The 26,905-nt window shown below is 63.3% G+C and carries 29 protein-coding genes; 15 read left to right on the forward strand and 14 right to left on the reverse strand.

The window, feature by feature from the left end; all coding sequences use genetic code 11:
- Positions 1-19: 19 nt before the first annotated feature.
- Together B9Y51_RS01375 and B9Y51_RS01380 are read right to left on the reverse strand one after the other, a co-directional pair.
- On the reverse strand, positions 20-832 hold the full coding sequence (locus B9Y51_RS01375; RefSeq protein WP_048682162.1) for an NUDIX hydrolase: 813 nt from the start codon (positions 830-832) through the stop codon (positions 20-22).
- Positions 829-1,152, reverse strand: coding sequence for a putative quinol monooxygenase (locus B9Y51_RS01380; protein WP_048682159.1), 324 nt, complete (start codon positions 1,150-1,152; stop codon positions 829-831). The genes B9Y51_RS01375 and B9Y51_RS01380 overlap by 4 nt, the downstream gene beginning before the upstream one ends.
- A 78-nt stretch (positions 1,153-1,230) precedes the next feature.
- On the opposite strand from B9Y51_RS01380, the gene B9Y51_RS01385 reads away from it, so the two are divergent.
- Positions 1,231-1,710 carry an SRPBCC family protein gene (locus tag B9Y51_RS01385; RefSeq protein ID WP_085528532.1) on the forward strand — a complete coding sequence of 160 codons (480 nt, stop codon included), beginning with the start codon at positions 1,231-1,233 and terminating at the stop codon, positions 1,708-1,710.
- A 71-nt stretch (positions 1,711-1,781) separates the two neighbouring features.
- On the forward strand, positions 1,782-2,732 hold the full coding sequence (locus B9Y51_RS01390; RefSeq protein ID WP_085528533.1) for a phosphoglycerate dehydrogenase: 951 nt from the start codon (positions 1,782-1,784) through the stop codon (positions 2,730-2,732).
- A gap of 7 nt (positions 2,733-2,739) precedes the next feature.
- Here the strand turns inward: B9Y51_RS01390 and B9Y51_RS01395 are convergent, their stop codons facing one another.
- Both B9Y51_RS01395 and B9Y51_RS01400 read right to left on the reverse strand, forming a co-directional pair.
- A complete protein-coding gene (locus tag B9Y51_RS01395) occupies positions 2,740-3,975 on the reverse strand; it encodes an MFS transporter (protein WP_085528534.1) in 1,236 nt (411 codons plus the stop codon).
- A gap of 60 nt (positions 3,976-4,035) precedes the next feature.
- Positions 4,036-4,713: a GntR family transcriptional regulator gene (locus B9Y51_RS01400; protein WP_158088226.1), complete on the reverse strand. Its 678-nt coding sequence runs from the start codon at positions 4,711-4,713 to the stop codon at positions 4,036-4,038.
- A gap of 347 nt (positions 4,714-5,060) precedes the next feature.
- Between B9Y51_RS01400 and B9Y51_RS01405 the strand changes: the two genes are divergently transcribed.
- Positions 5,061-5,534 (forward strand): fluoride efflux transporter FluC, encoded by a 474-nt coding sequence (locus tag B9Y51_RS01405; protein WP_085528536.1) that lies wholly within the window; start codon positions 5,061-5,063, stop codon positions 5,532-5,534.
- A gap of 5 nt (positions 5,535-5,539) precedes the next feature.
- A complete protein-coding gene (gene crcB / locus B9Y51_RS01410) occupies positions 5,540-5,905 on the forward strand; it encodes a fluoride efflux transporter CrcB (protein WP_342742318.1) in 366 nt (121 codons plus the stop codon).
- Between the two features lie 78 nt (positions 5,906-5,983).
- Here crcB and B9Y51_RS01415 read toward each other — a convergent pair whose 3' ends face one another.
- From B9Y51_RS01415 to B9Y51_RS01425, 3 genes are read right to left on the reverse strand one after another with little or no spacing between them, the layout of a single operon-like run.
- Positions 5,984-6,904 (reverse strand): AEC family transporter, encoded by a 921-nt coding sequence (locus B9Y51_RS01415; RefSeq protein ID WP_085528538.1) that lies wholly within the window; start codon positions 6,902-6,904, stop codon positions 5,984-5,986.
- Between the two features lie 4 nt (positions 6,905-6,908).
- Complete coding sequence (locus B9Y51_RS01420) at positions 6,909-7,496, reverse strand: hypothetical protein (protein WP_143467945.1); 588 nt, start codon at positions 7,494-7,496, stop codon at positions 6,909-6,911.
- 41 nt (positions 7,497-7,537) lie between these two features.
- Positions 7,538-9,181: a thiamine pyrophosphate-binding protein gene (locus B9Y51_RS01425; RefSeq protein ID WP_085528540.1), complete on the reverse strand. Its 1,644-nt coding sequence runs from the start codon at positions 9,179-9,181 to the stop codon at positions 7,538-7,540.
- Positions 9,182-9,416: 235 nt separating this feature from the next.
- On the opposite strand from B9Y51_RS01425, the gene B9Y51_RS01430 reads away from it, so the two are divergent.
- A complete protein-coding gene (locus tag B9Y51_RS01430; RefSeq protein WP_085528541.1) occupies positions 9,417-9,782 on the forward strand; it encodes a DUF4190 domain-containing protein in 366 nt (121 codons plus the stop codon).
- Positions 9,783-9,863: 81 nt separating this feature from the next.
- Here the strand turns inward: B9Y51_RS01430 and B9Y51_RS01435 are convergent, their stop codons facing one another.
- On the reverse strand, positions 9,864-11,309 hold the full coding sequence (locus B9Y51_RS01435; protein ID WP_085528542.1) for a sodium:solute symporter family protein: 1,446 nt from the start codon (positions 11,307-11,309) through the stop codon (positions 9,864-9,866).
- An 84-nt stretch (positions 11,310-11,393) separates the two neighbouring features.
- Between B9Y51_RS01435 and B9Y51_RS01440 the strand changes: the two genes are divergently transcribed.
- Positions 11,394-11,960: a helix-turn-helix domain-containing protein gene (locus tag B9Y51_RS01440; protein ID WP_085528543.1), complete on the forward strand. Its 567-nt coding sequence runs from the start codon at positions 11,394-11,396 to the stop codon at positions 11,958-11,960.
- Positions 11,961-12,053: 93 nt separating this feature from the next.
- The gene (locus tag B9Y51_RS01445) at positions 12,054-12,839 is read left to right on the forward strand and encodes an SDR family oxidoreductase (protein WP_126855712.1); all 786 of its coding nucleotides are present in this window, start codon (positions 12,054-12,056) and stop codon (positions 12,837-12,839) included.
- 165 nt (positions 12,840-13,004) lie between these two features.
- Here the strand turns inward: B9Y51_RS01445 and B9Y51_RS01450 are convergent, their stop codons facing one another.
- On the reverse strand, positions 13,005-13,751 hold the full coding sequence (locus B9Y51_RS01450; protein WP_085528544.1) for a S1 family peptidase: 747 nt from the start codon (positions 13,749-13,751) through the stop codon (positions 13,005-13,007).
- Positions 13,752-13,904: 153 nt separating this feature from the next.
- Entirely contained in the window at positions 13,905-14,714 is an 810-nt protein-coding gene (locus B9Y51_RS01455; RefSeq protein ID WP_158088227.1) for a glycerophosphodiester phosphodiesterase family protein, read from the reverse strand.
- Between the two features lie 83 nt (positions 14,715-14,797).
- On the opposite strand from B9Y51_RS01455, the gene B9Y51_RS01460 reads away from it, so the two are divergent.
- From B9Y51_RS01460 to B9Y51_RS01470, 3 genes are all read left to right on the forward strand, one after another.
- On the forward strand, positions 14,798-15,553 hold the full coding sequence (locus B9Y51_RS01460; protein ID WP_085528546.1) for a fructosamine kinase family protein: 756 nt from the start codon (positions 14,798-14,800) through the stop codon (positions 15,551-15,553).
- A gap of 146 nt (positions 15,554-15,699) precedes the next feature.
- On the forward strand, positions 15,700-16,716 hold the full coding sequence (gene speB / locus B9Y51_RS01465) for an agmatinase (protein WP_085528566.1): 1,017 nt from the start codon (positions 15,700-15,702) through the stop codon (positions 16,714-16,716).
- A 41-nt stretch (positions 16,717-16,757) separates the two neighbouring features.
- Entirely contained in the window at positions 16,758-18,023 is a 1,266-nt protein-coding gene (locus B9Y51_RS01470) for an aminotransferase-like domain-containing protein (RefSeq protein ID WP_053090010.1), read from the forward strand.
- On the opposite strand, the gene B9Y51_RS01475 is transcribed toward B9Y51_RS01470, so the two are convergent.
- From B9Y51_RS01475 to B9Y51_RS01485, 3 genes are all read right to left on the reverse strand, one after another.
- A complete protein-coding gene (locus B9Y51_RS01475) occupies positions 18,020-18,883 on the reverse strand; it encodes a sulfurtransferase (protein WP_085528547.1) in 864 nt (287 codons plus the stop codon). The two genes, B9Y51_RS01470 and B9Y51_RS01475, sit on opposite strands and share 4 nt — an antisense overlap.
- Before the next feature lie 25 nt (positions 18,884-18,908).
- A complete protein-coding gene (locus B9Y51_RS01480; protein ID WP_143467946.1) occupies positions 18,909-19,508 on the reverse strand; it encodes a transglycosylase SLT domain-containing protein in 600 nt (199 codons plus the stop codon).
- 83 nt (positions 19,509-19,591) lie between these two features.
- Complete coding sequence (locus B9Y51_RS01485) at positions 19,592-21,178, reverse strand: succinic semialdehyde dehydrogenase (protein ID WP_085528549.1); 1,587 nt, start codon at positions 21,176-21,178, stop codon at positions 19,592-19,594.
- A 62-nt stretch (positions 21,179-21,240) separates the two neighbouring features.
- Here B9Y51_RS01485 and B9Y51_RS01490 point away from each other — a divergent pair, with 62 nt between their 5' ends.
- The 5 genes from B9Y51_RS01490 to B9Y51_RS01510 are packed head-to-tail and all read left to right on the forward strand — an operon-like array spanning position 21,241 to position 26,207.
- Positions 21,241-22,464 (forward strand): amino acid deaminase/aldolase, encoded by a 1,224-nt coding sequence (locus B9Y51_RS01490; protein WP_065424297.1) that lies wholly within the window; start codon positions 21,241-21,243, stop codon positions 22,462-22,464.
- Positions 22,464-23,801, forward strand: a complete 1,338-nt coding sequence (locus B9Y51_RS01495; RefSeq protein WP_158088228.1) for a D-arabinono-1,4-lactone oxidase — start codon at positions 22,464-22,466, stop codon at positions 23,799-23,801. Before B9Y51_RS01490 ends, B9Y51_RS01495 begins: the two co-directional genes overlap by 1 nt.
- 9 nt (positions 23,802-23,810) lie before the next feature.
- Positions 23,811-24,311: a DUF456 domain-containing protein gene (locus B9Y51_RS01500; protein WP_085528551.1), complete on the forward strand. Its 501-nt coding sequence runs from the start codon at positions 23,811-23,813 to the stop codon at positions 24,309-24,311.
- Between the two features lie 19 nt (positions 24,312-24,330).
- A complete protein-coding gene (locus tag B9Y51_RS01505; RefSeq protein ID WP_085528552.1) occupies positions 24,331-24,900 on the forward strand; it encodes a hypothetical protein in 570 nt (189 codons plus the stop codon).
- 20 nt (positions 24,901-24,920) lie between these two features.
- Complete coding sequence (locus tag B9Y51_RS01510) at positions 24,921-26,207, forward strand: glycosyltransferase 87 family protein (RefSeq protein WP_143467947.1); 1,287 nt, start codon at positions 24,921-24,923, stop codon at positions 26,205-26,207.
- A 55-nt stretch (positions 26,208-26,262) separates the two neighbouring features.
- Here the strand turns inward: B9Y51_RS01510 and B9Y51_RS01515 are convergent.
- A partial coding sequence (locus tag B9Y51_RS01515) for a LamB/YcsF family protein (RefSeq protein WP_085528554.1) occupies positions 26,263-26,905 on the reverse strand: 643 nt, incomplete at its 5' end.

The following is a 26,905-nucleotide window of genomic DNA, read 5'->3' on the forward strand; positions in this document are numbered from 1 at the left end:
GCGCCCCCGCTTCCGAAGCCTATTCGGTCTCTCCGCGACGCATCGCGGCGTCGTGGGCGGCGGCCCGATACATGCCGAGCGGGCCCTGATCCGCGAAGGCCTTGGTGTGGTCGTAGCGGAACAGCCGCGGGGGCCGATGCCGCGTTCCTTCAATGCGCTTGCCGGTGTCGATGATGCTCTTCGAGGCCGCGATCTGCCGCCGGAAATTCGCGGGATCGAGGCGCCGACCGAGGATCGCCTCGTAGGCTTCCCGGAGCTCGGCAAGGGTGAATTCATCGCCCAGGAAGGAGTGCGCGATGCGGGAATACCCCACCTTGTTTTTGAGCCGATACAGGGCGTAATCGACGATCTCGTTGTGATCGAAGGCGAGCTGGGGAAGGTCATCCGCGCGCATCCACTGAATGTTTTCGTGGACTCGCGTGTGGGAAACCTCGGTCGCGGGAATCGAGGCCCAGTACACCACCGAGACGACGCGTTCGCACGGGGGCGCCGCTTCCTCAGCGACCTCGTCCTCCGGGCCGGGGACCCGATGCACGCGCCCAAAGGCATAGAGCTGTTCCAGGTAGCCCGGCACCAAGCCGGTAGCGCGTTTCAACGTGGAGCCGGCGGACTTTTCCAGCGAGAGATCCGGTGACAGTGGCCCACCGGGAAGTGCAAACATGCCACGGTAGGGCTCGCGGAGGCGACGAACCAGGGGGAGCCACAAAGAATGGTGCTCCTCGTCGTCGACCTTTCGCATAGCGAGTATGACGGTCGAGACGGCCAGCTGCACGGAACCGGGCCGCTGTACGGGGCCCACCTGCTGGTCCTCGTCCGGTTCCGGGTGGGTCATTGGTCGATCTGCAATTCACCCATGCGGTCCCAGCCGTCGCCTTCGACCTGGCGGGAAATGATCTTCGGCGTCTCGACGAGGTGCGGTTTCATGGCCTCGAGACCCTTGGCGAAATGATCACTCGACACATGAGCTTCGGCGGCGTCGTCATCGAATGCCTCGAGCAACACATATTCGTTGGGGTTCTCGATGCTGCGGGACCATTCGAACCACTTATTGCCGGGCTCAGCCCGCGTGGCTTCGGTGAATTCGCGGGTGATTTCGGGGAACGAGTCCGCGGAATCTGCAGTGACGTGAAATTTCACGATGATGGAAATCAACGGGTACCTCCAAAACGCAGGGTTAATGCCTCTATCGTGTCATATCCGGAGGTGACGAGTCGGTGACAGAATGGACGCATGACACAACCCAAAGTCAGGTTTCTCGACGTCCCTTCCTCCGTGATCTCGGCTGAGACGATCTTGCCTGGGGTGGAACCGGAGAAGGTTTATGCCCTGGTCTCGAACCCCTTTCGTCATCACGAGCTCGACGGCAGCGGCTCCGTCCAGGGGCAGATTTCCGGTCCGGAGGCGCCCGGGGAGGGCGAGACTTTTCGGCAGTCGATGCGGCTTTATGGGATCCCCTACACCGCAACCTCCACGGTGTATCGGGCCGAACCGAACCGTGCCTTTGGTTGGCGCAGGCCCACGGGTTTCACATGGACGTGGGAGATGGAACCGACCGATGAGGGCACTCTGGTGCGCGAAACCTTTGACGCGAGCCATGCATCGATTGCGGGCCTGCCGTTGGCCGGGGCGTTGCGCATGGCCGGGGCCTTCCAGCGCAACCGGCGGGGAATCGCGACGTCGTTGTCCCGGCTGAGCAGGCGCTTCGCCTAAGAATCACACCGAAAAATGAGCGCCCGTTTCGGACCTGGACGAGTGCAACCCCAAAACCTGAGGAGATGTCCGTGAAGATCTTGCTTCCCACGTCTATTTCGCTGGACGAAGCGCAATTGCCCCTGGAGGACGGAGACCTCACCGTTTCTTACGATCCTCAGTCCCCCATTCCTGAAGAGCATATCGACGCCGAAGTGCTCGTGGCCTGGGTCAACACGGATGAGCAATTGGCCGACGCCGCGCGGCGCATGACGAACCTCCGCATGATTCAGGCCTTGGCGGCGGGCCCCGACCAGGTCGCGAAGGCGGGATTCTCGGAAGACGTGATCGTGTGTTCCGGTATCGGGCTACACGACGTCACCGTTGCGGAGCACACTCTTGCCCTGACCTTGGCGCTGGTGCGTTCGCTCCCAACGTTGGGTGAGCTCCAGAAGGAACACGTCTGGTCGAAAGAGTTGGGTGGCGCGCAGGAATTGCATCCGGCGGGGCGAGTCACCACGTTGCTCGATGCGCGGGTCACCATCTGGGGCTTCGGCTCAATCGGCACGACCGTTGCGGGCCTCTTCGAAGCCCTCGGCGCGCAGGTCACCGGCATCGCTCGAAACGGCGGCGAGCGTCACGGTTATCGCGTCGTCGCGACCGAGGAGAAGGACGAGGTCCTGGCTAACACCGATGTTCTCGTGATGATCCTTCCGAATTCCGAGGCCACGCACCATGCGCTCAACGCCGAGGCGCTCGCGACGCTGCCTGACTCCGCGTACGTGGTCAACGTGGGCCGCGGGCCGACGGTGGACGAACCCGCGTTGATTGCGGCCCTGGAAGAGGGAAAGATCGCCGGGGCGGGTATCGACGTCACCACCACGGAGCCGTTGCCCGCAGACAATCCTCTGTGGGACGCCCCCAACCTCATCATCACTCCGCACTCCGCCGGCGGACGGCCGGTGGGAGGCGAAAAGCTGATCGGGCACAATCTCGAGGCCCTGCGCGGCCGGGGCGAATACCGTAACGCGATGAACGCCTAGTCGCGCTTTACGCTTCCACCAGGCCCGACTCTTGGGTTTGGTGCGGCAGGTGCTTCCGATAGAAGGACACCACTACCGAGAGGCACAGCGCTGCGACGACGCACCCGCCGATGAACATCCACGGATACGTCAGCCACGAGTGAAGCACGGCCAGAGCCGCCGGAATGAAGAAGCCGAGGTAGGTCAGCGAGTAGTAGACGGCCGTCAGGCCGGCGAGATCGTGCGGGCCGGCGATGCGCTGAACCTCTTGAAGCCCCGAGACCAGAAGTAGTCCATAGGCGCTTCCCAAGAGGGCGGCGGCCAGAGTCGCGATCCACGGGTTGACGGTGTAGGCCGCCCAAGCCGCGCATGCCATCGCCGGAACCGCCACGCCCAGCGAGACCACGACGCCGCGGGCCGAATCGGCGTTGTCGATCCGCTTGCCAACTTGCTGCAACACCAGGCCACACCCCAGTCCCACGAGGCACAGGAAGCCGGAGAATCCGATGCCGAAACCTTCGGTGCGGGAACTCATGAGACCGGGCAGGATCGCGTAGGCGCTTGCGGCGCACCCGAAAACCCACGGGGCCATGGGGACCACAACCCACAGGAAACGGCGATGCTTGGCTGCTGGGATACGCAGGTCGTCGACCAAACGAGACGGCGCAACCTGACGCGCGTGGGTTTCCGGGGTGATCGCCGCGGCCAGGAACCCAAGCAACGCGACGATGATGTGCACGAGGTAGGGCAGCGTCGCCTGAAACGGGGCAAATTGCGCGAGGCCCGCGGCGACGGCGGCGCCCAAACCAAAGCCGGCGGTGAGGGACATGGACGCGCGACGGGCGCCGGCGGCGTCGTCGGCCCGGGTGTCATACGGCGCGACGGAGAGTTCCTTGACCCACGAACCACCGACCACCATGCCGAGGCCCAGGCCGATGCCGGAAAGGACGCGGCCGACAAACAGAATGGCCGGATTTCCGGCACCCAGAATCAGAAAGATCGAAGCGATCAGAGCTAGGGCGGGCGCCGGGAGCATCAGCGGGCGGCGTCCGAACCGGTCAGACAGCGGACCGCCGATCAGCAGCGCAGGGACGATGCCTAGGACGTACGCACCGAGGAGGACGTCGACGGCTCCCGTGGAGAGCCCATCGAGGTCTTTGTACATCACCAAGAGGGGAGTGAACTGGTTGCCGCCCCAGGCCACGGCGAATATTGCGACGGCGGCCAGTAGCCAGGGAGGGAGAATGCGCTTCTGCGGAAGCAAAGGAAAGTCCTTTCAGGGGGTGTCGCGCGAGCGGTGAGAATCGGGGTCGCGTGGTGGGGTTTAGGCGAGGTAGCGGCGGTGGGTTTCCTGAAGGTGGGAGGTGAGCCGGGCGCGGAAAGCGGCGGTATCGCCGTCCTCGACGAGCTGGGCGAGTTCCTCGTGATGGGCAAGGACGGCCTCGGCGTTTCCCGTGGACTTCCAGACCGCCCGCGTGGACATGCGGCGTTGGCGATCCCCGAGGTTGTCGAAGAAATCCACGAAGAGGCTGTTGCCGGCCCGAAGAACGAGACGGTGATGGAAGGCGGCGTCGAGGGCGACGAATTCCGTGGTGTCGCCGTCGGCCAGTGCTTGACGTTGACGTTCGGTGACCGCCCGGAGCTCGGCGGCGGCTTCCGCGGTTTCCCCGGCGTTCACGATGCTCTCCACCGCGTGAGATTCCACGACGATGCGCGCCTCGACGACTTCACGGGCCTCGTCGGGACCGGCCTGACGAATGAGGGCTCCGCGCTTGGGGTAGAGGGTCATCCACCCTTCCGCCTGGAGCCTGACGAATCCTTCGCGCACCGGCGTCCGGCTGATCTGCAATTCCGTCGCAATTTCTCCCTCGCTGATGAGGGTTCCGCCTTCGAGTCGGTGGTCCAGAATGCGGGCCTTGACTTCCTGGTAGACGAGGTCGCTTGCCGGCACGGCGGCTTGAGGGCCTTTCCTGGCCGCAGACTCATCGACGCTCGGTGTCATGGAAACTCCTGGGGTGAAGGCGGGAACGGCGGGGACGCCGTCCATGCAACATAGATACAAGTTGTACGGTAGACCCGATGTCGTGGCTAGTGCAACCCCAATGTGGCAGCTGACCTGCGGTGATGTGAGGTGTGGCGGGCATTTGTTTGACAGCCCGCGGCGACCCCGCATAGCTTGAATTTCGCAGGTGGGTGAAGGCTCACCGCGGCGGTGGGGCCCGCCGCAACCAACCTCGCCGACCGGAGTCGTCCGATTCTGGGGCGACAACGGTCCCTACCCGAGCGGTTTCGTCGAATGATGACGACGCCGCCTCCTGGCGTCCCCGCACGCCTGAAAGGTAGGAACGCATGACGAGCGCATCCAGCGCACCACTCGAACACGCCACGCCGCGCCCGCTGCACCACCGTCCGGGATTCCTCGCCCTGGCCTTTCTGGGTGGTGCACTCGGCACAGGTTTCCGATATGCCATGACCCTCGCCATTCCTGGGGCAGGGCAGGGGCTTGGCATCACCCTGACCATCAATCTGGTGGGTTCACTTATCCTGGGCTTTTTTCTCGAGGCGCTGTCTCGTCGAGGATCGGACAGCGGACGACGTCGTCAAGCGCGCATCCTTCTGGGTACCGGCCTGTTGGGCGGTTTCACGACGTACAGCACGTTAACGGTGAGCGTTGTTGAACTCATGGGGTCCGGACGTGTGGGTGCGGGCATCGGCTACGCGCTCGTCAGCGTTGTGGGGGGACTGATTGTGGCCGGTGTGGGGATGGCGTGTGCCGGTCGATGGGTTCCGTCGACGCGCTCCAACGAAGGGGAGGCCCGTTGAGCGGCGTGGTTTTTCTCGCGGTATGCCTCGCAGGAGGGCTCGGCGCGGTATTGCGCATGCTCGTGGACGGCTGGGTGAAATCCCTCGTGGGTGCCTCTTTGCCGTGGGCGACGGCGGTCATCAACGTGTCCGGGTCTTTGGCCTTGGGACTGGTCACGGGCTTGGCGACGTCGCATGTTCTAACCCCGGAGGTCCAGGCGGCGGTGGGTACGGGGCTGTTGGGCGGATATACGACGTTTTCCACCGCGAGCGTAGAGGCCTTTCGCCTCGTGCAGGTCAAGCGCTGGAATGCTTCGCTCGTGTATGCGTTCGGGATGATTCTATTGGGCGTCGTAGCCGCAGGATGCGGCTTGTGGATCGGCACGATGTGAGCAGGGGGTGGCCTAAGTCGCCCTCACGCACCCCGCGGTGACCTCACCCGAGGGGAACCGTCACACTTGCCGGACTATCTAGGTCATCAGGGCGGCAATCACCAGGAGTGCCGGCACGGCTGCCACCGTGGATAGCAAGACGATGTCCCTGGCCAGCGGCACGTTGTGGTTGTAGCGCGAGGCGAAGTTGAAGAGGTTCTGCGCCGTCGGGAGACCGGCCAGCGCCGTCGCGGCGAAGAGGTCGTGCTGCGGCAGGTCGAAGACGAACCGACCCAGGACGTATGCCGCAACCGGCATGAGCGCAACCTTGAGGACCACGGCGAGGATCGTCTCGAAGCGTTCCCCGGGGTTCGCGAGCGGTCGGTTACCGCGCAGGGACATGCCAAACGCCACGAGAATCAGCGGAATTCCCGCGCCACCGAGCAGGCTCAGCGGTTGGTGGATGACGTCCGGAACGCGCACATGGAAGGCATTCAGCACGACGCCGAGGAGCGAACCGATGATGATCGGGTTGCGAACGGGCTGGGTCGCGACGGTTCGGAAGGAAAAATAGCCCTTCGAGACGACGTCGAAGATGGCTAGGCACACCGGCGTCGCCAGAATCAACTGGAAGAGCAAGATAGGTGCGACCTGCGAAGGATCGCCGAAAATATACGTGGCAACCGGCAGGCCCATATTGTTGGCATTCAGCAATGCCGAGCCGACCGCGCCCACGGTGACTCGACCAACCTTTCGCCGCATCACGAGACCGACGATCACCGAGTAGATCGCCGCCATGGCCACGAAGCTCAACGCCGCCACGGGGAGACGTGCGGAAAAAATTACGTGCAGGTCCGCGGATGAGAGGGTGGTGAACATCAGGGCGGGAAGGGCGACAAAGAACGCGAACCGATTCAGCGTCCATCCGGCACCCTTGCCGAGGATCCCCTGGCGTTCCACCAGGTAACCGATCCCGACGACGATCCCAATGATCGCAAAGCCTTCAAGTACCCCGATCATATGGTCACCGTCCCGCCACAAACATCAGGTACCCGGCGCCGCACACCGCGCCCACGACAGTTCCTACGACGAGCTCTACGACGGTGTGCTTCTTCAAATACCACCGGGACCAGCAGACCGTTCCATGAACGAACAGGGAAGCGACGATCCACCACGGCCCTAGCAACCCCGGCAACACCATTCCGAAGATGGCACTCATGGCCGCGTGGGCGCTGGCTTTGAGCTTGAAAGTGATCAGCGCAATCAGCAGGACCGTCACCAGCATCACGGTGATGATGCTTTTGGTGGCCGGCGCGCTGGGGGCGATCAAAAGAATCACGGCACCCACCGCAATGGAAATCAGCGACATCCCATAAAACACATAGCGCTGTTTGCGGTGATAAATGAATCGGTCGCTGACCTTGCCCGTGTACGCCATATAGAGGGAGAGCCCCCAGGGAATGACGACCACGGCCACGACGCCGACGAGCGCCTGCCACAGCCACCCCGCGCCGGTACTCAGCGGCACCCCGACGAGCAAAATGATCGCCAGGATGAAAGGGGAAAAGATCTCTGTGCCAGTGAAGGCCGCGGCGCGTTTGAGGTGGTTCACGGCCTCCACTGTGACACATTCAGCGATCGAACGCTCTTGCGTTACAGGTCGCGACCGATCGTGAGGTGAATCAGCGAGGGCCCCTTGGTTCCCATTGCTTCACGAACCGTCTCACCGAGGGTCTCCATGGTCGCTGAAAAACCGGTGGCGCCGAAGCCCTCAGCGAGCTTGACCCAGTTCGGCTGCTTGAGGTCCACGGCGGTCGGCGCAATGTTCCGCGCCTCTTCGTTCGCGCGAATTTCACCGTAGCCACCGTTATCCACGCAGATGACCTGGATGTCCAGCTCTTCCTGGACGGCTGTCATGAGCTCCTGGATGGCGAACATCAGTGCGCCGTCGCCGAGAAGGCACACGACCGGTCGTTCGGGAGCGGCGACCTTCGCCCCCACGGCGGCAGGCAAGCCGTAACCGAGGGTTGCGTAGGTGGCCATGTACAGGAGCGAATTGGGCTTCTGGGCGCGGTAGAACGTTGTCGTGCCCATGTAGGTGACCTGCGAGGAGTCGCCGGCGATGATCGTGTCATCCGGCAGGACTTCCATGATGAGCTCGTTGAGCTCGGCCAACTCCGGCGCGATGGAGCGGCCCTCGTCGTCCAGGCGGTCGAAGATCGGCTGGAGGTTGCGCTCCTCGCGAGGTGCCTGGCCCTCGGTGGTGACCTTGAGGGCTGCTACGAGCTGAGGAATCACGGCCGCGGAGTTTCCCGGAAGTTCGAGGTCGGGGGTCATGTTGGTAAGCATCTGGTCGCGCATGATGTCCACGCGAATCACCGGACCATTGGGGTGGATGTCGCCGTCCCAGAGTTCGGCCTCACCGATCTTGGAGCCGACGATCAACATGGCGTCGGCTTCGCGGCAGAATTCGTGTGCGGCGGTCAAGCGCAGGTCCGCGCCGAGGGAGAGCCGGTGCTTCTCGGGGATCGCGCCCTTACCGTTGACCGATGTGATCACCGGCGCTTCGAGCATTTCGGCCAATTCGAGCAAGGACTCGCCGGCTGCCAGCGAGCCGCCACCCGCCACGATGAGGGGCTTCTTGGCGTCGGCGAGCATGCGGGCCGCGCGGGCGACGTCGTCCACCGGGGCGGGTTGGGGAGAACCGAGGGGGCGCGCCTGAAGATCGGCCTCGGTGAATTCGGCTTGCTCCTCGAGGACATCCAGCGGCACCTCAATGTGCACCGGACGCGGGCGGGAGTGCTTGAACGAGACGAACGCGTTATGGATCATCTCCACGGCCTCGAGGGCAGAGTTAACGCGGCGAGAGGTTCCGACGATTGCACCGACCGCGCCCGTGGGGTTCTTGGTCTCATGCAGGGCACCGATGTCGCGGAACTCCTGACCGCGGGGGCGGCCCGGGGAGAGGATGATCATCGGTCGGGACTCGGCATATGCTGTGGCCGCGCCGGACAGCGAGTTGAGCAGGCCGGGGCCGGAGGTGGTGATGACGACGCCGGGCAAGCCGGTGGTCAGCGACCAACCATCCGCGCCGTAAGAGGCGCCTTGTTCGTGGCGGGTGGTCACGGGCTTGATCTGAAGTTCGTCGAGGTGGCGATAGAACTCGAGGTTATGTGTGCCGGGGATGCCGAAGACGGTGTCGATGCCGTAGTTACGGAGGGTCGCCAGAATGGCGTATCCGGCGTTATGGCGGGGCTCGGTTTGGGTGATCGCATCGTGCGTGGACTGCTCGCTCATGAGATTCCTCCTCGCCGCGGCGCTGCGGCTGATGGTCGTGACGGCCGTGTGTTCGGTGGGTCGTGTCCCGTGTGGGAGCCTATCGCGACGCGCGAGACCCTACCCGGAGTATCCGGGTGTGAAACCAGATTATACGTATATGCAACTCGGAGGGGACGGGATCGGAGGATTTTTTGGATCGGCAACTTAAATGTCCCTGATGACTTTGTGGCTCTGACTACGACAGACTGACAGTATGGAAAATCCCCATCAGTCACCGCAACAGCCGTACAACCCCCAGCAGCACTACTCTCCGGCGCAGCCCCAGCAGTCGTACGCCCCCCAACCCGTGAATTACCTACAGGCCCCCGCGGAACCCAAGGGGATGTCGGTCGCTTCCATGGTGATCGGCCTGGTCAATATCTTTATGGGGTGGACGGTGATTCTTCCGATCATCGGCCTCATCCTTGGACTCGTGGGCCTCCGAAAAGAGCCAGCCGGACGAGGCATGGCGATTACCGGCGTTATTCTTTCCGGCCTGATTGTTCTGGGTTGGGTAGTGATCTTCCTCTTCCTCTTTGGAATTATCGGGGGAGCAGCCGTGTCCGGCACTCAAACCTAGACGTATTCGCTCCGTGAAATATCGAACCCTGGCCCTTCATCGAGAAGGGCCAGAGCTTTTTGTGAGGAGGCGCGACCCTGCCTACGTGCGCGAGCCGTCCAGCCGCCTCCGCCACTCGGCGAACACCTCGGCATCCGTGCGCGGCGTCGCGAGCGACACCACCAGGTAGACCACCAGCGAGGTGGCCAGGCCGATATAGATCGGCTGATTGGCGTCCACACCGAAGAAAATCATCGAAACGAGAACACTCACGGCGCCCACCAGCATCGAGCTGGCGGCACCAGCCCCGGTGCCGCGTTTGAAGAACAGGCCACCCAGAATGGCCACCAGGAGACCACCGACCAAGATGTCGTACGCGATGGTCAGGGCCGTGACGACGCTCGGTACGAGCATGGCCAGAATCGTGGCGATGATGCCGATTCCCAGTACATACCAACGGTCGCCCGAAATGCTTTCGGAATCCTCGGAGCTCTGGGGGAGCGTGGCGGCGTCCTTCTTCCGGAACACCTGTGCGATGAGGGGGACGACGTCGACGCGGGCCACGGTTGCCGAGGCGATCAGTGCGCCCGAAGCCGTGGACATCATCGCCGCAACACCCGCAGCGAGCACGATGCCGCCGAGACCCGCGGGCAGGAAGTCCTGCGCCAGTGCCGCGAAGGCTTCATCGGAAGTTTCGAGGTGGGGTAGGACCACGGCGGCGGCCATGCCGATCACTGCGCCGGCGATGCCGTAGAGCAGCGTGTAGACGCCGGCAGCGAAGCCGCCCCAACGGGCCACGCGTGGCGTTCGCGAGGTAAAGACTCGCTGCCAAATGTCCTGGCCCACCAGGAGTCCCAGCGTGTAGACCACGAACATCGTGATGATGGAGTCCGCGCCCATGGAGCCAAGGTCGAAGAATTCGGCACCGAGGCGCTCGTGAAGCCCGGACCACCCGCCAGCCGAGTGTAGGGAGAACGGCAGGAGCAGGAAGAACATCCCGACCGTCATGATGAGGAATTGCAATAGGTCGGTCAGGGTGATGGACCACATGCCGCCAAAGATCGAATAACCGATCACCACCACAGAGCCGAGCAGAATGCCCCACGGGCGGTCTAGGTCGAACAGGACCTTGAAGATCGAGGCGTAAGCCGAGGTGGAGGTGACCGCGAGCATCACCGTGTATCCCAGCATCACGATGGATGATGCCTTGATGGCCCGACCACCGTAGCGAAGTCCCAGCATCTGCGAGACGGTGTACACCCCGAGCCGCTGGAGCCTGCCCGCGAAGGCAAGGGAAAGCACCATCACGCCGACCGCGATGGCGGCGACCATCCACATTCCAGAGATGCCGTAGGTGTATCCGAGCCCGACGCCGCCGATGGTGGCCGCGCCACCCAGCACCACGGCCGACATCGTTCCGGTGAAGAAGACGTACCCCAAGCGACGTCCGGCCACGCGGTAGTCTTCGGTGCTTTTGGCTTTGCGTTTTCCGTACCAACCGATGAGGACCATGGCAAGGAGGTAGACCAGGATCATCAAGAGGTTCACTGCAGGTCCTATCGGAGATGTGATGGGGAGCTCAGGTGACTCTATCGGTACGATGCAAGAAGTCCAAGAGAAAGGTTTCGAGCGGTGAAGGCATTGCCCGTCCAGCAGCCGGATCGGTCCCCTGAGATCGGCTCCCGGTTAAGGAACCATCGATTGCGTCAGCACATGACCATCGAGAAACTCGCCGCAGCCACCGATCTGACGAAGGGGTTCATCAGTCGCGTCGAGCGCGACCAAACCTCGCCCTCGGTGACCTCGCTGGTCAAAATCTGCCGCGCGCTACGCGTGGACATCGGGGCCCTCTTCAAGGAACCCGATACCCAGGTGATCCGGCTCGACGACGCCCCCGAGGTGGATCTGGGCGGAGCGGGTATCCACGAGCGGCTAGTTTCCGGGGTGAACCTGGAAAAGGTTCAGGTGATCCGGGCGACCGTGGAACCTGGCGGGTCCGGTGAAGAAGCCCTCTATACGGTCGACTGTGAAACCGAAGTCTTGCATGTGATCTCGGGAGAATTTTTGTTGCGCACCAGCGCCGGAGAATTCGCCCTCGAGGCCGGAGACTCGATTACCTTGAGTGGCCAAGAACCGCATTCTTGGCGTAATACAGGAGACGAGACGGCGGAAATTCTTTGGGTGCTCGTTAACGCATAGTCAAGGGCGGTTGAAGCCTCTTTACATAGGCTGAATCATCCTTAGAATTGAAATACTTCCCTCGCACCGTTCGATCACCACAAAAGGTTTCCCATGAAAGTAGTAATACTGGGGGCCACCGGCCAGATGGGGCGGTTGCTGACCCGAAAATTTCTGGACGAGGGCCATGATGTCGTCTCGGTCAGTCGCCGAGCTGCGCCCGAAGGATGGATGGGGGACCGTCTACGCCATCTCGCATTGGACCTGACGTCCATACCCTTCCCCGAACGCGCGGCCCGGTGGGCCGATGCCATCATCGACGTCACCGATAGCCGGAAGAAGCCGGCTCTATTTCAGCGAATCGCTCACAGCGTCGCGGTCACGGTGGGGGCCATGCCGCCCGAAAGTCAGCCGGCCGTCTATTGCCTCGGCATCGTCCGTCAAGACAAAACCTCGTACGGCTACTACTCCGGTAAAGCGAATCAGGATCGGATATATCGATCGGCCTTGAGTCGATACAGCCTCATTTCGGCCACGCAGTTCACGAGCTTCGTCGAAGAGATTTTTGCCGTCACCTCGAAGTTCGGATTCGTCTTAGCGCCGCGCGGTATCCGCTGGCAGCTCCTGAACCCCGAAGACCTGGCCTCCGAGATGGTGGCCGTGATTTCGGAGGGGAAGGTGGGTGACCTGACCGCATCGGGCCCGGAGATCCTCACCTCACAAGAGGCCGCCACCCGGTTTGGAAAACTGCGCGGTCGGTCCTATATGACGGTGGGTGCGCCGGTCCCGGGAGCGCTCGGAAAGTTTCTCCGTTCGGGATTCAACATCGTGGAGAACGCCGACATCGTGGGGCATCGCAGCTACGGCGAACTCGGTCGAGGCACCGGGTGGGGGTTGTAGGAGGGCAGCCTTTCGCGACACGACGACGCCGTCTCAGGAGTGAAAGGCAGGGCGAAAGCCCGTCATCTCGACCCTCTGGTTGAAGATCTTCCGGTACGGCCCTTCGGAATACGTGGCGCGCCGGTTCGCTGTGACGCGAACCGGCGCGCAGTGAATTTGAGGGGTTTAGACTCCGGTGTTCTGAGTGATCCACGCGCGGTGGTCGTTCAGATTGGCGTAATTGCTTCCGGCGTTGATGTTCGAACCGGGGTCTGCGGTGTCGCCCGTGGAGCAGACGCCGACGATCACGCCATTGATAACGAGTGGGCCACCCGAATCGCCGTGGTTCGAGGCTCCGTCGATGCCCCGCACATGGACGGCCTTGCCGCCGTAGGCATCCGTGGATTGGCCCAGGACACTGACTCGGGCCGTGAAGAGCCAGTCGGCGGGAACGCGGTTCCCGCGGAGGCCGTAGCCGAAGATGCTTCCGGTATCACCCGCGCGCGGTGTGTAGCCGTTACCGAGTTTGGCGTATTGGCTCACCGGGTGAGGGCTCTTCAAGTGGATCAGCCCGACGTCGCCGTACGGGGAGTTGACGACCCTATCCGCGGCGTATGCCGGGCCGGGATTTGAGGTGTCGTTGGAATAGTAGGCCTTCATGTTTTGCGAGCCTTCGGTGCAGTGGCGTGCCGTGAGAACCCACTGGCTGCTAATGGCCTCGCCGGTACAACCGAACGTTCCTTGTTCGCCCGCCGTATTGAAGGAGAGCTGGACGATGTTGGGGCTGTTCGTGGATTGTCCGCCGACGATGTATTCGGTGGGCCGAGTGTCCGTGGTCGCCAGGGCGGGCGTTCCTGAAACGCCAAACGCGATGGCGGCTCCGAGAATTCCTACGATGGAACCTGTCCTCTTGAGGTGCAGAGATTTCTTCATTGATGTTCTCCAATAGCCACGGTCTCAACAGAGTGCTGAGCCCTGATGTGATTCATGCTATTCACGAGATGAGTCATCAACAAGAGTTTTTACAAAAATTTGGTAACTCGCGTCATCAAAATCAGGTTAATGTTTATTTCTACGCGTTATGAATTAAGCAGATAATTGTTTCGCAGGAAAGTTTTTTGGGCGGCCGATATTTTCCGGCGCCGTTTCGGGCGTGAGTGATTCCGGACCGTCCGTGCAGATTCCTTCAACGCCCCAGGAGGCAAGCTGGGCGGCCCGCTCGGCACTGTTGACGGTCCAAGTGTTGACCCGGAGCCCTTCTTCGTAGATCTTCCGCACGATGTCTGCGGTCAATTCGCGGTGGTGGGGGTGGACAAACGACGCCCCCGTGAAGCGCGCGGCGTCGCGCCACACGGAATGTCGGTTGAACGGCGCGAAGCGTCCTCGTTCAAAGAGGCATGCGGTGGGAAACTCCGGCAACTGGATATGGAATGCCGCGAGCAGTTGGTGATTGAACGAGGAGATGATGACGCGTCCGCTGCGGCCCTCCGCCGGCAGGCGCCGCAGACTCTGGCCGATGGCCGAAATATAGGTTTCCACGCGGTCGGGGGTCGGGTCGGTGAGTTTCAACTCGATATTGGCGTTGAGGCCCGTTTCGATCATCAGGTCCACGAGAGCGTCGAGGCGCGGCACGCGAACGTTGAAGAACTCCTCCGAAAACCAGCTTCCGGCATCGAGGGAATCCAGATCGGATGCGACGACGTGACTCACCCGATCTCGCGCGTGTGCGGTGCGTTTGAAGGTGGGATCGTGGATCAGCACCACGGTTCCGTCGGCGAGGAGATCCGCGTCGGTCTCGACCCACGAAAATCCGGCTGCTTCGGCGGCCCGGAATGCGACCAAGGTGTTTTCGGGTGCTTTCGCGGAGTGCCCGCGATGGGCGATCAAGAAACTCACGCCGCCATCCTGACAGGGAAAAGTAGCGATCGTGTGAACTTTCACCTCTTTTTGGATGAGCGATCCGGTGATACACCTGGCCTATGGAGACATTCACCAAGCACACCACTGGACGCGCCGCCGACTGGGAGAAAGCCGGCCTGGATTGGCTTGCCGAGGCGCAGGAGGACGGGGGCGCCCGAGTGTGTCGGGTGGTCGACGTCGTCGAGGACGGCCTTCAACTGGAAATGATCCACGAGGCGTCCCCCTCAAAGTCCGCGGCGCGCGCCTTCGGGCAAGGCTTGGCCCTGACGCACGACGCCGGCGCGGCAGCCTTTGGCGCAGGCCCCACAGGATGGGAAGGCGACGGTTACCAAGGCCCGGCCGGTCAACAACTTCCCTTGCCGCTTGGGGAATTCGATTCCTGGGGTGCCATGTTCGCCCGATTGCGGCTTGCACCCCTGGTCCGGGAAACCTCTGGATTCTCGGGCAAGGACCGCGCGCTCTTCGACACGCTGTGCGACCGACTGCATGACGGTACCTTCGACGATGACGACGCTCCCGCACGGCTTCACGGGGATCTGTGGGCGGGCAATGTCCTATGGACCGACGATCAGGCCGTTCTGATCGATCCGACCCCCTATGGCGGACACCGGGAGGACGACCTCGCGGCGCTCGCCATGTTTGGCGCACCCCACCTGGGCGACATCGTGAAGGGGTACGAGGAAGTCCATCGCCTGGAGTCCGGCTGGCAAGAACGGGTGGACCTGCATCAACTCCACCTGATCTTGTTGCATGCCGCCTTATTTGGCGGCGGGTACTTACGCCGGGCGACGGACGCCGCGCGCCGTTACGTCTAGGCCGGAAATGTGGGCGGTCCTCGTGCGTTGAAGCAACTTTCGTTGCACAATGGGAAACAAGCCATCGTGAGTGCGGAAGGATCAGCGTGAATAGCCAGAACCAACAGCCCCAAGCCCAACCGAGTTTTTCGGCCCAACCTGAACGAATCATCGAAAAGGGTGCCGACGGTCGCGAATACGTGGGACCCGTCAACGCGGCGCAGGTGCCTCGCTGGGCGGGCCTGGGCACGTTTGCCCGTTTGCCGCGGTTGGACGAAGTCGGCTCGGCGGACGTCGTCGTCGCGGGTATGCCGTGGGATACCGGAGTCTCCTATCGCCCCGGCGCGCGGTTCGGCTCGAATCACGTGCGCGAATCGTCCCGCTTGTTGCGCCCGTTCAACCCCGCGCAGAACGTCTCTCCGTTCAAGAACACGCAGGTCGCGGACGCCGGCGACATCATCGGCAACCCTTTTGACATCGAAGAGGCACTGGCCGCGATGCAGGCCGGAGCCTCGGAACTGACGCGCAACGGAACCAAGATGGTCACCATCGGCGGCGACCACACCGTGGCACTGCCGAACCTCCGCGCCATGCACGAGCTACACGGTCCGGTGGCCCTCTTGCACTTCGACGCCCACCTGGACACATGGGACACCTACTTTGGCGCCGAATACACCCACGGAACCCCTTTCCGGCGCGCTTTCGAGGAAGGTCTCATCGATACGGACGCCCTGTGCCACGTCGGCACCCGCGGCCCGCTGTACGGAACGGAAGATCTGGACGACGACGCCCGCTTCGGCTTTGGCATCGTCTCCTCCGCGGACATCTACCGCTTGGGAGTCGACGCCGTGGTGGACCTGCTGCGTCGGCGGGTGGGCGACCGTCCGCTCTATGTTTCGTTGGATATCGACGTTCTCGACCCCGCCCATGCCCCGGGAACCGGCACGCCCGAAGCCGGGGGCGCGACCAGCCGCGAGATCCTGGAGATTATCCGCGGGCTACGCGGTCTGAACCTCGTAGGCGCGGAGGTCGTCGAGGTCGCTCCGGCGTACGACCACGCCGAGCTCACGGGCATCGCGGCGGCACACATTGTCTACGAATTCTTGAGCTTGCTCGCCTTGGGGAAGAATCCCCCGGCCGACGGCCCCGCGTACGGAGAAGCCAAGCACACGTACGGGCAGTAGCGAACCAGACTGCCCATCCACTCGAATCAAAGGAGACTTTAGTGGTCAACATCAAGGAACTCATGGCCGGCGCGACGGGCGCCGATGCCCGCCTCATGCGCGGATTCGCGGAGCGGGCCGCAGGATTCCGACCGTCCCCGGTGCGCGACGTCTTCGAGGTTTCAATGCGTCCCGGAATCATTTCGCTCGCGGGAGGTAACCCGGACCTGGACCAGCTGCCGCTGGAAAAGATCGGTGAGATGGCGTCCTCGATCATTGCTCGGGAAGGGCTCGAGGTGCTGCAGTACGGTTCTGGGGCCGGGCTGGAAGAGCTCGCGGAGCTCGTGTGTTCCTTCATGGAGTCCGAGGGCTCCCACCCCAAGCTCGACGAGATCCAGATGACCGCGGGCTCCCAAATGGGGCTGGACCTGGTGACCAAGCTGTTCACGGATCCGGGCGACGTCGTGCTGGCCGAAGGACCCACCTACACCGGTGCCTTGGGCGTATTCGAGGGCTACCAGGCCGAGGTTCAGCAGGTGGAGATGGACGAGCAGGGACTCGTCCCCGCCGAGGTGGAGGAGCGCATCAAAGCCCTCAAGGCTGAGGGGAAAAACGTCAAGTTCCTCTACACCATTCCGAACTTCCAGAACCCCACGGGCGTCACGCTGGCGGACGACCGACGAGCCGAACTGGTGCGGGTGTGCCGCGAGAACGACGTCCTGGTGGTCGAGGACAACCCGTATGGTCAGCTCGGATTCGACGGAGAACGTCACCGCTCCTTGCACTCGTACGATCCCGAGGCCGTGATCTATCTGGGCAGTTTCTCCAAGGTGTTTTCTCCGGGCGTGCGCGTGGGCTGGATGGTTGCCCCGCCGCGGGTCCGCAAGTTCTTGCAGATCGCGGGCGAAGCCGTGACCATCTGCCCCTCCGTGCTCTCTCAGCGCCTCGTGCTTGGCTTCATGAGCGAAGGAATGTGGGAAGACCACACGCGGAACACCGCCAAGCTTTACGCCGAGCGGTGCCAAGCGGTGCTCGACGCCTGCGAGAAGCACATGCCGGCCGGCACCGAATGGACCGTCCCTCAGGGAGGCTTCTTCACGTGGCTGACGCTGCCGGAAGGCGCGCGGGTTTCCAACGCGGAGCTGGCGTTGCCCGAAGCGATCGACGCCGGCGTCGTCTTTGTGCCTGGAACGGCCTTCTATGACGATTCCGCGGCTGAGACCCCGTTGCCCGAGCCCTCGGGTGCCCGGAACCTCCGGTTGGCTTTCTCCTCCGTCGCCCCGGACCGTCTGGCGGAAGGCGTCACGCGCCTCGCGGGAGTGCTCTAAGCCGAATTCGTATCCGGGGCCGGGGTGAGTGCCGAATATTGCGACCACGACCCCGGATACAACCGGCCGTGCAGCCCAGCTGCTTCCATCGCGACGAGGTTATGGCAGGCGGTCACGCCGGAGCCGCAGTACACGATGGGCGCCGTGCCCTTCTCGTCGACGCCCGCGGCCGTGAACCGCTCGCGTATGGCTGCCTGCGGGACGAATTCGCCCCCTGGACCTATATTTCCGGCATGGAATACGTTGGCGGCGCCCGGAATGTGGCCCGCCCAAGCGTCCATCGGTTCGGTCTCCCCGCGGTAACGAGCGGGTGCCCGGGAATCGATCAGGGGAGCGCCGGAGCGACCAGCCTCCACGGCGTCGCCCATGTCGGCCAGCCATTCCGGATTTACCGGAGTGCGGTGGAAACTGCCCGCCGGGGCAGCGACGACGTCGTCCGAGCCTGTCGCCAGCTCATGTTCGCCGTGTGCCGCGGTCCAGGCCTGGAGGCCTCCATCGAGTAGGGCTGCCCGGTGCCCCGTGGCGCGGAGAAGCCACACCAGCCGGGAGGCGGACGCCCCAGAGGCGTCGTCGTACGCGATCACGGTGGTGGACTCCGTGAATCCCGCGGCCTCCATGCCGGCGGCGAAGGCCTCCATGCTGGGGAGAGGGTGCCTGCCGCTTTTGGCAGTGGCCGGTGCGGCCAGTACGGTATCGAGATCCACGAAAGCGGCGCCAGGGAGGTGCCCGGAGGCGTAGGCATCACGGCCTGACCGCCCGTCGAGATACCACCGCACGTCGGCCAGCGCGGCGTGGGACGATTCTTCAGCCAGGAGCCTATCGGCCTCGGTCACGGAGATGATCCACGGTAGATGTGACATGGTGCCCATCCTACGCGCGGTGGTCTCAGCAGGTCTGTGAGTATTTACCCTTGGAGAGCTTCATGATTTTCTCCACGTAATGCTGGGTTTCGGAGATCTCCGGGACACCCTTGGCCTTCTTCATGGCATTGGGTCCGGCGTTGTACCCAGCCAGCGCGTAGCGCGTGGAATCCTCTTCCGACGAGGCATACTTCTGGGCTTCTTCGCGCAGATACTTCATGTAGCGACCCTGTGCCGCGATCGCATCGCGTTCGTTCATGGGGTCGCCCTCGCCCCACACATCCCAGGTGTCCTGGGTGAATTGTGCGATGCCCATGGCTCCAGCGTGAGAGTGCGCCTCGGGATCCCAGCCCGATTCCGCTTCGATCTGCGCCGCGAGAACCCTGACCGGGAAGCCGGACGTTTCGGACGCTTTTTGGAGGTCGCCGGAGAGATGATCGGGGATGGGGGAGCTATTCATGGCCGTGCATTCCGACTCGCCGTAATTGCTGATCATGAGCCCCGTCGCGCCAACCGCAAGAAGCACGAGCGCGACCACGACCTGCCAATGCTCGGCGAGCTTGCGCAGGAAGGATCCACCCTGGCCATGGTCAGGGGCGGTGGAGCGGCGGTTCGAAGTAGGCACCTGCACAGCTTACAGAGTGGAAGGGACGGACCGACGACGTCATGAGGCGCGTCACCCGCATGTGATGAGCGTGAACGCTTTTCCTATCGGAGTCGGGCGGCCTTCATGGCGGCCAGTGCTCCCGTGAAGATTCTTTGGAATCGATCCGGGGTGAGCCTGCCCGAGGGCGCGATGGGCAGGAAAGATTGATGGGCCACGGTGCGGGAACGAGTGAATTCGCGGATGCCCTCGCGGCCGTGGCGGTGGCCGAGGCCCGAGGCTTTCAATCCGCCGGAGGGGGCAGCTACGGAACCCCAGGCGGCGGCGAACGCCTCGTTGACGTTGACCATGCCCGCCTCGAGACGTCGAGCGACGGCCAATCCGTGGGCCCTATCCCCGGAATAAACGCTCGCGTTCAAACCGTAGGGGGTGTCATTTGCGGCGTCGACGGCGTCGTCATCACTCGCCACCGAGTACACGGCGACGACGGGGCCGAAGGTTTCTTCGCGTGTAAGCCGAGCCGACGAGGGGACGTCTGTGAGCACCGTGGGCTCGAAAAAGCACGGGCCCAGGTCAGGGCGGGCGGAGCCGCCGGTGAGCACGCGGGCACCCATCCCCACGGCGTCGTCCACCGCGGTGCGAACCCGCTGGAGGTGGTTCGCGGAGATCAGGCTGCCGACGCCATGCCCGTGATCGAATGAGAACCCCAGCCGAAGTTCCGCCGTCGCACGGGCAAAGCGCTCGCAGAAGGTTTCGTAGAGGGATTCGGCCACGTAGATCCTCTCGATGGAGAGGCAGAGTTGGCCGGTTGAGGAGAAACAGCCGCGAATGGCGCCGTCGACGGCCGCATCCAGGGAAGCGTCCGAGCAAACGATCATGGGATTCTTGCCGCCCAATTCCAGGGTTGCGGGCTTCAAGGCATGGCCAGCCGACGCCGCGATCCCGCGCCCGGCCGCCGTCGAACCCGTGAAAGAGATGCCATCCACGGAGTCGAGGAGCTCATCGCCTACCTCGTCAACCGGTCCCGGAACCAGTTGCCAGACGGCGGAGGGGAGACCCGCCGACATCGCGAGCCGGCGCAAGAGAATCGCGGAGAGAACGGTCTGGGAATCCGGTTTGTGGACCACGGCGTTGCCGGCCACCAAGGCCGCGAGAAGGTCCGTCGCGCCCAGGGATACGGGGTAATTCCACGGCGTGATGAATCCAACCAGCCCCATCGGCAGGTGATCCACGCTCGTGCTGGTCAGCATCGGCAAGGCACCACGACGTCGCTCCCGCGCCAACGCGTCTTCGGCGGAACGACCCACAAAGCGGCAGACGTTATAGGCATCCAGGATCTCGTCGTAAGCGTGGAGTCGGGATTTTCCGGTTTCAGCCTGGATCACGTCCAGAATCAACGCCTCGTTGCGGCGAATCTCATCGTGTAATCGAAGCAGTATCGCCGCGCGCTCCCGGACTGGACGGCGGGCCCAGCCTTCTTGGGCGTCGCGGGCGTGTGCGGCGGCTCGTCGGACGTCCGCGGCGGTTGCCGAAGGAAGTGAGGCTAGCCGAATCGACAGCGCCGGGGCGGTGATCTCCAGCGCGTCGCCGGTGCCCACGACGTCGTCCGCGAGGTTCTCAGTGAGGAAATCGCCTAGTCGCCGGGGCAAGATGGACGTGGTTCCGGTGGAATGCTCGTGCTGGGCGCTCATGCCTCCAGTCTGGCAGATTTCGCCTAGGATGTGATGCAACACACTTTTGTCGATGACTAAGGATGATGATGGTTTCGCTCTCGATACGCCGGGCCCTGGAAGGGATGGATGGCCCCGTCGGCGTGATCGATCGCGACGCTCTAGACGTCAACGTGGCGGCCCTCAAGGAACGTTCGCACGGGGTGCGAATCCGTGTGGCCACGAAGTCCGTGCGAGTTCCCGAGGCCCTCCGGCACGTCCTGTCTCACGACTCGATCCACGGCATCATGGCCTATTCCCTGCAAGAGGCATTGGCCCTCTCGGAGGAGGGTTTCCACGACATCCTCGTCGGGTATCCGACCACGAATCGACCCGGCTTGCGGAGGCTGGCGCGCAGCGCAAAGCACCGGGAAAACATCACGGTGATGGTCGATTCGCCTGACCATCTCGACTATGTGGAGAAGTACCTCCACGAAGGAACCGTAGACCACTCGGCCTCGGATGTGCCTCGACCGCCGGTGCGCTTGTGCCTGGATGTGGACGCCTCCCTCCGGGTGTTGGAGAAGGTCTTTTCGGACACGATCCATGTGGGGGCCCGACGTTCACCCATCCGGACCCCCGAACAAGCGGTCGACGTCGCACACCAGATCGCCCAGCGCCCCCATTTCAAGCTCGTGGGCATCATGTCCTACGAGGGTCAGATCGCCGGGCAAGCGGACGCGGGATACAGCCCCAAAGCGTGGGCGACCCGGGTCATGCAGCGCATTTCCCGGGCCGAACTCAAGCAGCGGCGGACTAAGGTCATTGACGCGATTCGCCAGGATCATGAGCTCGAATTCGTCAACGGTGGCGGCACCGGTTCCCTCGAGAGCAGCGCCGCTGAGGGCACGCTCACGGAGGTCGCCGTGGGCTCGGGATTTCTCTCGCCCGGTCTCTTCGACGGGTACACGAGTTTTCGGCACCGCCCCGCGGCGTTCATCGCCACACCGGTGGTTCGTCGTCCCGCACCGGGCTGGGTCACCCTCTTTCAGGGTGGCTGGGTTGCGTCCGGGCCGGCGGGTCGGGACCGACTGCCTACCGTGGACTGGCCCGAGGGGCTGAGCTATTCACCCACGGAAGGGCCCGGCGAAGTCCAAACGCCATTGCACGGCCCGGGAGCCGACTTACTGAGCCTTGGTGACCTGGTCTATCTGCGGCACGCCAAGGCGGGTGAGCCCGCGGAGCATCTCAATGAGTATCTGGTGGTATCCAACGGCCAGGTGGTGGACACCTGGTCCACCTATCGAGGAAGAGGATGGGCCTTCTGATGACGACGCTGAGTAACTGGTCCGGAATTGAGTCCGCAACTCCGCGCCATCTTTGGAAGCCAGAAACGTTTTCGCAGGCCCAAGGCCTGGTCCAACGGGCCGCTGAGCAGGGAGAACGCATTCGCGTGATCGGAGCCGGCCATTCCTTCACGCCTGTTGCTCTCGGCTCGGACCACGTGGTCAGCCTGGATCGGCTCAGCGGCGTGATCGACGTCGACCCGGTGCATTATCGGGCGCGATTTTTGGCAGGGACGCGATTGCGGGACATCCCCGACTTGCTCCAGCCGTACGGCCTGGCCCTGCCCAATCAAGGGGACGTCAATCCGCAGTCCCTCGCCGGTGCCTTATCCACCGGCACCCACGGAACCGGCCTCGGATTCACCGGCTTGGGCGGCGTCGTCACAGGCCTGACGATCCTGACCGCCACCGGCGAAATCCTTCGCCTCTCCGAGACCGAACATCCGGAACTTTTTGACCACGCGCGTGTTTCGGTCGGCGTCCTCGGGATGATCCTCGAGGTTGAAATTCAGTGTGTTCCTTCCTTTGACCTCATCGCGGAGGAAACGGGGGAGTCTCTGGAAGAGGTGCTGGACGGTTTCGACCATCGCGTACGCGAGCATGACCACGTCGAATTCTTCTGGTTCCCTCACACGGATTTCGCCATGGTCAAGACCAACACCCGCGTCGCACTGGGGGAAGCGGGCCCCGAGCATCTGGCGTCCGTGCGAGAACAACCGGCATGGATGCACCTGATCAATGACGAACTCGTTCAAAACGTCGGATTGCGGGCCCTGTGCGAGGTGGGTTCGCGCTTCCCCCGCACCGTCGCGCCGATGGCCAAGACGGCGGTCAAGGCTATGTCCGATCGCGCCTATCGGGCCGTGGCACACGAGGTGTTCGTGACCTCACGGCGCGTGCGCTTCAATGAGATGGAATATGCGCTCCCCTTCGAGGCCGGCCCCGAGGCTCTTCGCGAGATCCGGAGCTTCCTCGATGCTCACGATATTCCGGTGACCTTCCCCGTGGAGGCCCGGGTAGCCGCCGCCGACGACGTCCCCCTCTCGACCGCCTCCGGCCGGGAGACCATGTACGTGGCGATCCATCGCTTCGTCAAGGATGACCCTTTCGAGCTCTTCCACGGCATCGAGCCGATCCTGCGGGCTCATGAAGGCCGTCCCCACTGGGGTAAACGCCATACTTTGGGCCACGAAGAGCTCTCTGCGGTGTACCCGCGCTTCGAGGAATTTCGTGAGGTGCGACGCCGCATCGATCCCGACGCTGTGTTCGGGAATCAGCACACCGATCACCTCTTCGGAGTGCACCGCCAGAGTCCGTAGACTCGACTTATGCTTCCCGCCATCATTGCGACCGTCATCGCCGCCCTGCTCATCGGGGTTGGGGTGCTCGGCATCATCGTCCCGATCCTGCCAGGATCCCTTCTGGTGATCATCGCTACCCTCGTGTGGTCACTGACCGTGCGGGCACCGGAAGGGTGGTGGGTTCTCGGTGCGGGCGGCGGCTTGGCTCTCATCGGTCTGAGCGCTTCCTTGTTTTTAACGGGTCGCACCATGAAACAACAGCACATTCCCAACCGTTCCTTGCTGATCGCCGCGGTGTGCGCGGTGATCGGCATGTTTGTCATCCCGGTGCTCGGCTTGCTCGTCGGATTTGTGGTGGGTCTTTTCGCGTCGGAGCTGTATCGGCAACGCGACCTCGACTCGGCGGTGTCGTCCTCCGTTGCGGCCCTCAAGGCCGCCGGAACCGGCATGCTCATCGAGTTGGCTTGCGCTTTACTGGCGGGAACCGTGTTTGTGATCGCCGCCCTCACGTACTTCATCACAGCCTGAGGCCGGTAGACTGGCCGCCATGAAATCTCTGCCTGCTTCCCTGGCCCTGGCCGCCGCCGCGATTATTCAAGCGATGGGCGTCTATCACTGGCGGGGCGACTCCATGGCGGTCTCTGGGCAGGTATTTTTCCCGATCCTCTTTGGGCTCATGTCCATCTATTTGGCGTGGCGAAATAAGGATTCGGAGCGTTTTTACGTTGCGCACATGATTCTCGCCGTGATCGGCGTGTTGGGCCTCGTGGCCACCGTGATCGGAATGGTCGGGACCATTTGGGCCCTGTACCCGTCGCTGATCATGTACTACGTCTTCCTGCTGGTCCTCATCGTGGAGACCGCCTTGCGGATCGCGGCCATGCCGAAGAAGGCCAAAGCCACCGAGGAGGAGGCCGCCGCTGAAGGAGCTTCTGAAGACGCCGTCGCTCAGCCCGCAAAACGCCGACGCCGCCGCCGGGCGGGTTCAGGCCCAACTCATCTGGTCGCCACCTCGAAATCGGGTGCTTCCGGATCACACGCATCCGAGGGCGGATCGGCCGCCGCGGATGCCGACGCCTCCGAGCACGTTGCACATGAGAGGACCGACGAGCGCTGATGTCTCGAGAGGCCGCAACTATGTCTTCCCCTGCCATGAAGCCGCGTGAGACGTCACTTCCGTGGAAGGTTTGTGCGTGGGTGATTGTCGCGATCGTTCTCGGCGGGCAATTTTGGTACGCGATGACCACCGGCGGGCTCGACTTCACCGTGTATCGCGCCGGCGCGACAACGCTCTTTGGCAATGACGGTATGCAGAAGTCGCTGTACGACCTGCACCTCGTTCCCCTGACCGAGACCTCGTACCTCCCGTTCACGTATCCGCCGTTCGCGGCCATCCTGTTCCTGCCTTTCGCGTTCCTGCCGGTCAAGGTGGGCGTCGCGATCATGGTGATCTTTTCGATGGCCGTGGCCTGGTGGTTTGCCGCAATCATTTACGATTACGTGAATCACCGAGGCCGCACGATTCCGTTCCAGGACAAGTTGGGCCGGACGACCACTATCGCGCTGCTCGCCGCCCTCATTTGTCTCTCCGGACCGTGGCGCCGAGGCCTGGGCCTGGTGCAGATCAACCCGCTCATCATGTTGCTGATTTTGGCGGATCTTCTGCGGCCGGCCACTAAGGTCCCTCGGGGACTGCTGATTGGCATCGCCGCCGGTATCAAGCTCACGCCCTTGGCCTTCGGCTTGGTGATGCTCATGCGCAAGGACATCAAGGGATTGGCGACTTTGGCGGCGTCGTTCGCGGGCACCATCCTGGCGGGCGTGATTTTCTTGCCGCACCAGGCCAAGGAATTTTGGTTCCACGCGGTGTCTGATCCATCGCGCGTGGGCAATATTAACTACCTGGACAATATTTCGATCCAGGGATGGCTCATGCACATCGGCCTTACCGGTTCGGTGCTCAAGGTGGTCATGTATGTGCTGATCGTGACGCTGATCGTGGGCGTAGCCGCGGTGATCCCGTCCCTCGATCGGCGCGGCATGAAGCTGTCCATCGTCTCGTTGAACGCCTTCGTGATGCTCGCGATCTCGCCGATCTCGTGGTCCCACCACAACACGTGGTACCCGCTGATCTTCGCCGCCATTTGCGTGGACGCCGTGCCGTGGTTGTTCTCTCGGCCGGGCCTTCGACGCCGCGTCGCCCTGACCCTGGCATGGGTCGCTGCCATTGGGCTGTATATCTCTCCGATGTGGATCGGCATTGCCCTGTATGGTTCCTCGGAATACCTGGACTACATCACGACCATTCCGTTGGTGGTTTCCGCGATCCCCATCATCTGCCTGTTCCTCTTCATCTGGATGTGGATCATCGGCGCTTGGCGGAAGCGGAACGTCACCGACGAGCGAGTTCTCGCCTCGGCGTAGCGTGTAGGTCGGGCGGTGACGTCGGGGCCGGGGTGCGGTACCCCGGCCGTGTCCGTCAGCGCGTGAAGCTGCGCACCTCAACACCGGCGTCGTCCAGGGCCTCGCGCACGGACCGGGCGATCTCGACGGCGCCGGGTGTATCTCCGTGCACGCACACGCTCTCGGCGTCCACGGACACGTCCGTGCCGTCCACCGCGGTGACTTTTCCTTCGGTCACCATTCGCACCACGCGGGCCGCGATCTCCTGGGCGTCGTGAATCACGGCGCCCGGTTCCCGGCGCGAAACCAGCGCGCCTTCCGGCGTGTAACCCCGATCCGCGAAGATTTCGGGGACGGGACGCAGACCCGCACGGGTTGCCGCCTCGGCGATTTCGGAATTCGGGAGCACCAGGATCGGCAGGGTGGGATCGACGGTCGCGATGCCTTCCGCAACCGCAGCCGCCTGCGCCGGGTCCTTGGCGATCCTGTTGTACAACGCGCCGTGCGGCTTGACGTAGGAAACCCGCGTTCCCGATGCCAGCGCCAAGGCCTGGAGCGCCCCGATCTGGTAGATCACGGCATTGACGAGCTCGTCGTGTGCCATGTCCATGACGCGGCGTCCGAAGCCTTGAAGGTCGGGGTAGGCGACGTGCGCGCCCACGGCCACGCCGTTGTCGGCGGCGGAGCGGCATGTGGCCCGGGCGACGTCGGGGTCGCCC

This window comes from Kocuria massiliensis (genome assembly GCF_900169715.1).
GTDB classification, from domain to species: Bacteria; Actinomycetota; Actinomycetes; order Actinomycetales; family Micrococcaceae; genus Rothia; species Rothia massiliensis.

Bases quoted from the DNA above. Each gene is read 5' to 3' on its own strand.
- B9Y51_RS01375 (WP_048682162.1), bottom strand. From the start codon at position 832: ATGACCCACCCGGAACCGGACGAGGACCAGCAGGTGGGCCCCGTACAG.
- B9Y51_RS01385 (WP_085528532.1), top strand. From the start codon at position 1,231: ATGACACAACCCAAAGTCAGGTTTCTCGACGTCCCTTCCTCCGTGATC.
- B9Y51_RS01400 (WP_158088226.1), bottom strand. From the start codon at position 4,713: ATGACACCGAGCGTCGATGAGTCTGCGGCCAGGAAAGGCCCTCAAGCC.
- B9Y51_RS01405 (WP_085528536.1), top strand. From the start codon at position 5,061: ATGACGAGCGCATCCAGCGCACCACTCGAACACGCCACGCCGCGCCCG.
- B9Y51_RS01415 (WP_085528538.1), bottom strand. From the start codon at position 6,904: ATGATCGGGGTACTTGAAGGCTTTGCGATCATTGGGATCGTCGTCGGG.
- B9Y51_RS01425 (WP_085528540.1), bottom strand. From the start codon at position 9,181: ATGAGCGAGCAGTCCACGCACGATGCGATCACCCAAACCGAGCCCCGC.
- B9Y51_RS01430 (WP_085528541.1), top strand. From the start codon at position 9,417: ATGGAAAATCCCCATCAGTCACCGCAACAGCCGTACAACCCCCAGCAG.
- B9Y51_RS01445 (WP_126855712.1), top strand. From the start codon at position 12,054: ATGAAAGTAGTAATACTGGGGGCCACCGGCCAGATGGGGCGGTTGCTG.
- B9Y51_RS01450 (WP_085528544.1), bottom strand. From the start codon at position 13,751: ATGAAGAAATCTCTGCACCTCAAGAGGACAGGTTCCATCGTAGGAATT.
- B9Y51_RS01460 (WP_085528546.1), top strand. From the start codon at position 14,798: ATGGAGACATTCACCAAGCACACCACTGGACGCGCCGCCGACTGGGAG.
- B9Y51_RS01475 (WP_085528547.1), bottom strand. From the start codon at position 18,883: ATGTCACATCTACCGTGGATCATCTCCGTGACCGAGGCCGATAGGCTC.
- B9Y51_RS01485 (WP_085528549.1), bottom strand. From the start codon at position 21,178: ATGAGCGCCCAGCACGAGCATTCCACCGGAACCACGTCCATCTTGCCC.
- B9Y51_RS01490 (WP_065424297.1), top strand. From the start codon at position 21,241: ATGATGATGGTTTCGCTCTCGATACGCCGGGCCCTGGAAGGGATGGAT.
- B9Y51_RS01495 (WP_158088228.1), top strand. From the start codon at position 22,464: ATGACGACGCTGAGTAACTGGTCCGGAATTGAGTCCGCAACTCCGCGC.
- B9Y51_RS01500 (WP_085528551.1), top strand. From the start codon at position 23,811: ATGCTTCCCGCCATCATTGCGACCGTCATCGCCGCCCTGCTCATCGGG.
- B9Y51_RS01505 (WP_085528552.1), top strand. From the start codon at position 24,331: ATGAAATCTCTGCCTGCTTCCCTGGCCCTGGCCGCCGCCGCGATTATT.
- B9Y51_RS01510 (WP_143467947.1), top strand. From the start codon at position 24,921: ATGTCTTCCCCTGCCATGAAGCCGCGTGAGACGTCACTTCCGTGGAAG.